Genomic DNA, 4079 nt, shown 5'->3' on the forward strand with positions numbered 1-4079 from the left:
TCATAGCCGCGATAGTGCAAGTCGTTGCCGGTCTTGCCGACCGTGCAGAGCGCGGTATTGCCCGCCGTCACGCCGGACAGCGCGACGGATTTCTTCGGCTTGAACCCGCCGGTTGCGGGTGCTTCGGTCGATGCGGTGTCAGTCATGCTCTCAAGTCTCCTTTCGTACGCTCGCAATGCGGCGTTACTTGTTGTGCCTGAAGGCCGCGCCGGGCGTGAAGCCGTGCGCGACGCTGTAGTCCGGTCCGATGGCGCTCATGCCTGCGCTCCCGATGCCGACACGGCGAAGAGCGGCGCGCATTCGTCGGGCATGACCTGGCCGGTCGCATGCGCGCGGCGCAGCACGGACCAGTAATAGCGATAGCTCGCGCGATCGTGGAGCGTGTCGCCGTGGCGCGTCGGGCCCCATTGCGCGCGTTGCGCTTCGAGCAGGATCTCGGCGGCGAGCGCGATTTCATCGGCGCGCGGCGAGAAGGCTTCGACGATCGGTCTGATCTGATCCGGATGGATGCTCCACATGCGCGTGAAGCCGAATTCGTTGCGGGCGCGCGCGGCATCGTTCGCGACGATGCCCATGTCGCGCACCTCGGTCGACACATTGTGCGACGGCACCTTGCCGTGCGCGTGACACGCAGCCGCGATCTCGAGCTTCGCGCGGCGCACGAGCGGATGATCGAACTGGCCGGGCGAGCGCATCGCGGTATCGGGAATCGCGCCGTTGTGCGCGGAGACGAAATCCATCAGACCGAAGCTTAGCGATTCGACGCCTGGCAGCGCGGCCAGTTCGAACGCTTCGGCGAGCGCGCCATGCGTCTCGACGAGCAGATGGCAAGGAACCGGCTTCGCGATGCCGAACTCGCAGCGCGACGCTTCGATGAAAGCGACCATCTCGGCGGCATCGAAGACGCTGCGGATCTTCGGCAGCATGATGAACGCGGGCGCTTTCTTCGCGTTGCGCAGGATGATGCGCACGTCGTCGCGCCACGCGCGGTGGTTGAAGTCGTGGATGCGAACGCCGACGCGCCCGAAACGGTCTTCCTCGCCGCCGACGAACGATGCGACCAGCTCCGCGTGCTCGGCCTCGTGACCGACCTGCGCGCCGTCCTCGCAATCGAGCGTGATGTCGAATACCGGGCCGAGTTGCGCCTGCAACGCCAGGGATTTTTTCATCAGCTTCTCGCTGCCCGCGTAATGGTCGCAGGGCGGGAGAACAGCGGGTTGCGGTTCGCCGTCAAACAGCACTTCGGCGGGAGTGAGAGCGCGCATCGTCGGCTTCGGGTCCGATTTGGGGGAAAGGAGAATCGATCATGCTCGATGATTCGAATGCGCCCGGCAATCTTTCGAGTGCATTCGAATCACGCGCGAACGCCGCGAAGCGTTCGCGCAGACGGGAAGCTCGGCGAGCTTCCCTCGACACCGCCGTGCTTACTTGCCCAGCAGATGCGAAACGCCGTCGCGCTCTTCGAGCAGTTCGTTAAGCGTGCCGTCCATCTTCTCGCGCGAGAACGCGTCGATTTCCAGGCCTTCGACGCGCTTGTACTCGCCGTTTTCGCACATGACGGGCACGCCGTAGATGATGTCTTCCGGAATGCCGTACGAACCGTCCGACGGAATGCCCATCGTGACCCACTTGCCGTTCGTGCCGAGCACCCAGTCACGCACGTGATCGATCGCAGCATTGGCCGCCGATGCCGCCGACGACAGGCCGCGCGCTTCGATGATCGCCGCGCCGCGCTTGCCGACGGTCGGGATGAACGTGTTGCGGTTCCATTCGTCGTCGTTGATGAGCTTCGTCAGGTCCTGGCCTTCCGCGGTTGCGAAGCGGAAGTCGGGGTACATCGTCGGCGAGTGGTTGCCCCACACGGCAAGCTTTTCGATCGACGCGACCGGCTTGCCCGACTTGGCCGCCAGTTGCGACAGCGCGCGGTTGTGGTCCAGACGCAGCATGGCCGTGAAGTTCTTCTTCGGCAGATCCGGCGCCGACTTCATCGCGATGTAGGCGTTCGTGTTCGCCGGGTTGCCGACGACCAGCACCTTGACGTCGCGGCTCGCGACATCGTTCAGCGCCTTGCCCTGAACCGTGAAGATTTCCGCGTTTGCCGACAGCAGATCCTTGCGCTCCATGCCCTTCGAACGCGGACGCGCGCCCACGAGCAAGGCGACGTCGGCGTCCTTGAACGCGACCTTGGGATCGTCCGTGACGACCACGCCTGCGAGCAGCGGGAAGGCGCAATCTTCCAGTTCCATCACGACGCCCTTGACGGCGCCTTGCGCTTGCGGCAGATCGAGCAACTGAAGAATCACGGGCTGGTCTTTGCCGAGCAGATCGCCGTTGGCGATGCGGAACAGCAGCGAGTAGCCGATTTGACCTGCGGCGCCGGTTACGGCAACGCGCTTTGCGGACTTAGCCATTGAGAACTCTCCTGGACGGTGCGTGGAACGCTAGGGAAAAACGCCATTTTATGCGCGTTACGCAAAGCGTTGATGAAGACATGCCGGCCATGCCGCGCGCGAATCGCCGGAAGCCGCGCCACGCTCGGTTGCGCGCGGCTATCCTTGATTCGCGCCGCATCGATGCGCGTGCGGCGTGACTGTCATGCCATGAATCCTTCTTCGAGCGGAAGGCGTGCGGGATGGTCGTGAGGGACGCGGCGATTCGCTTGGGTCTACGGCAACGCGCCCATTCGAGACGGCGCTTGACGTTGCGAGGCGTGGGGCAGGCAGCGGCGCGCGAATCGAGTGGCCGATCGGCGTGAGGCGAAAGCGAAAGGGCGTGCCTGGCGGTATGTTGCGCGATGTTTGGATGCCGGACTCCGGGGCAAAAAGCGCCGTGGAAAACACGCTGACCGGCGGTTCCTGCGTTCTCGCAACGACCCGCAAACCCTTGCTCGACAAGGAGTGTAGGATCGCTCCGAGGTAAAGTCAACAATATCTTATGTCTTATATAAGACATAGGAATCTTCGGGAAAAGTCTGGACGCACGGCGGCCCTTGTGTTGAAATGCGCGGCATGAATTCCAACCCGGCGAGCACGACGACCCCCAACGGCACTGCACCGGCGGCTGAGGCCGCGAGCACGCCGTCGCCGACGTTCAGCCCGCTGTATCAGCAGATCAAGGCGCTCATCACGCAAGGGCTCGAGTCCGGCGAATGGAAGCCTGGCGAAATCATCCCCAGCGAGGTCGAGCTGGCCGCGCGCTACAAGGTGAGCCAGGGCACCGTTCGCAAGGCGATCGACGAACTCGCCGCCGACAATCTCCTCGTTCGCCGTCAGGGCAAAGGCACGTTCGTTGCGACGCACAACGAAGACCGCGTGCAGTTCCGCTTTCTGCGCCTTCTGCCCGATGACGGCGATGCTCATCCCCACGTCAGTCGCCTGCTCGAATGCAGGCGTCTGCGCGCGCCCGCCGAAATCGCGCGTCAGCTGGACCTGAAGCCCGCCGATCCCGTCGTTCTTATCAAGCGCCTGTTGCAGTTCGATGGCGTGACGACCGTGTTCGACGAAATCTGGCTGCCGGGCGCGGTGTTTCGCGGCCTTACAGCCGAAAGGCTTGCGGACTACAAAGGCCCGCTCTACGCGATGTTCGAGACGGAGTTTGGCACGCGCATGATTCGCGCGTCCGAGAAGATTCGCGCCGTCGCCGCCGACGAGACCGTCGCGCAGTTTCTCGATGTCGCGCAGGGATTTCCGCTTTTATCGGTGGAGCGCGTGTCCTATACCTATGGCGATCGTCCTGTGGAAGTGCGGCGCGGCTGGTATGTCACGACTGGTTATTACTATCAGAACGACTTGAGCTGAACGAATGAAGGACGGGGCGGCGAGCACTGGCTGAGTGACTCGCGGAACACGCACGCGGCAAGCTTATTTTCGCGTGTGGAGTAACAGTCTCTTGGGCGGCGTTTCGCTGCAGCGCGAAATAAAAAGGCGCTAAAATCGCGGATTAGTGTGTTTTAACAAGTTGGGGTCTAGCATGGCTGAAGCCGTAAAAAAACCAAGGCCCGAGTACCGGAACATCGGGATCGGCCAAATCGCGAAGTATCGCTTGCCGCTGGCAGGGAAGGTATCGATCCTGCATCGCAT

Annotated in this window: 3 protein-coding genes and 2 pseudogenes; 2 read left to right on the plus strand and 3 right to left on the minus strand. The window is 62.9% G+C overall.

The features are described 5' to 3' along the window. From AWB78_RS46130 to AWB78_RS41640, 3 genes and pseudogenes are all read right to left on the minus strand, one after another. Positions 1-146, minus strand: a pseudogene (locus AWB78_RS46130) (2-methylcitrate synthase); the annotation flags it as partial. Positions 147-254: 108 nt separating this feature from the next. After that, positions 255-1265, minus strand: a complete 1011-nt coding sequence (locus tag AWB78_RS41635; RefSeq protein WP_062613024.1) for an HpcH/HpaI aldolase/citrate lyase family protein — start codon at positions 1263-1265, stop codon at positions 255-257. 159 nt (positions 1266-1424) lie between these two features. Then, positions 1425-2411, minus strand: coding sequence for a malate dehydrogenase (locus AWB78_RS41640; protein WP_062613025.1), 987 nt, complete (start codon positions 2409-2411; stop codon positions 1425-1427). Positions 2412-3008: 597 nt separating this feature from the next. On the opposite strand from AWB78_RS41640, the gene AWB78_RS41645 reads away from it, so the two are divergent. Then, the gene (locus tag AWB78_RS41645) at positions 3009-3797 is read left to right on the plus strand and encodes a GntR family transcriptional regulator (RefSeq protein ID WP_198399487.1); all 789 of its coding nucleotides are present in this window, start codon (positions 3009-3011) and stop codon (positions 3795-3797) included. Positions 3798-3969: 172 nt separating this feature from the next. Beyond that, positions 3970-4079, plus strand: a pseudogene (locus tag AWB78_RS44805) (succinate dehydrogenase, cytochrome b556 subunit); the annotation flags it as partial.

Source organism: Caballeronia calidae, from assembly GCF_900044055.2.
Classification (GTDB): domain Bacteria; phylum Pseudomonadota; class Gammaproteobacteria; order Burkholderiales; family Burkholderiaceae; genus Caballeronia; species Caballeronia calidae.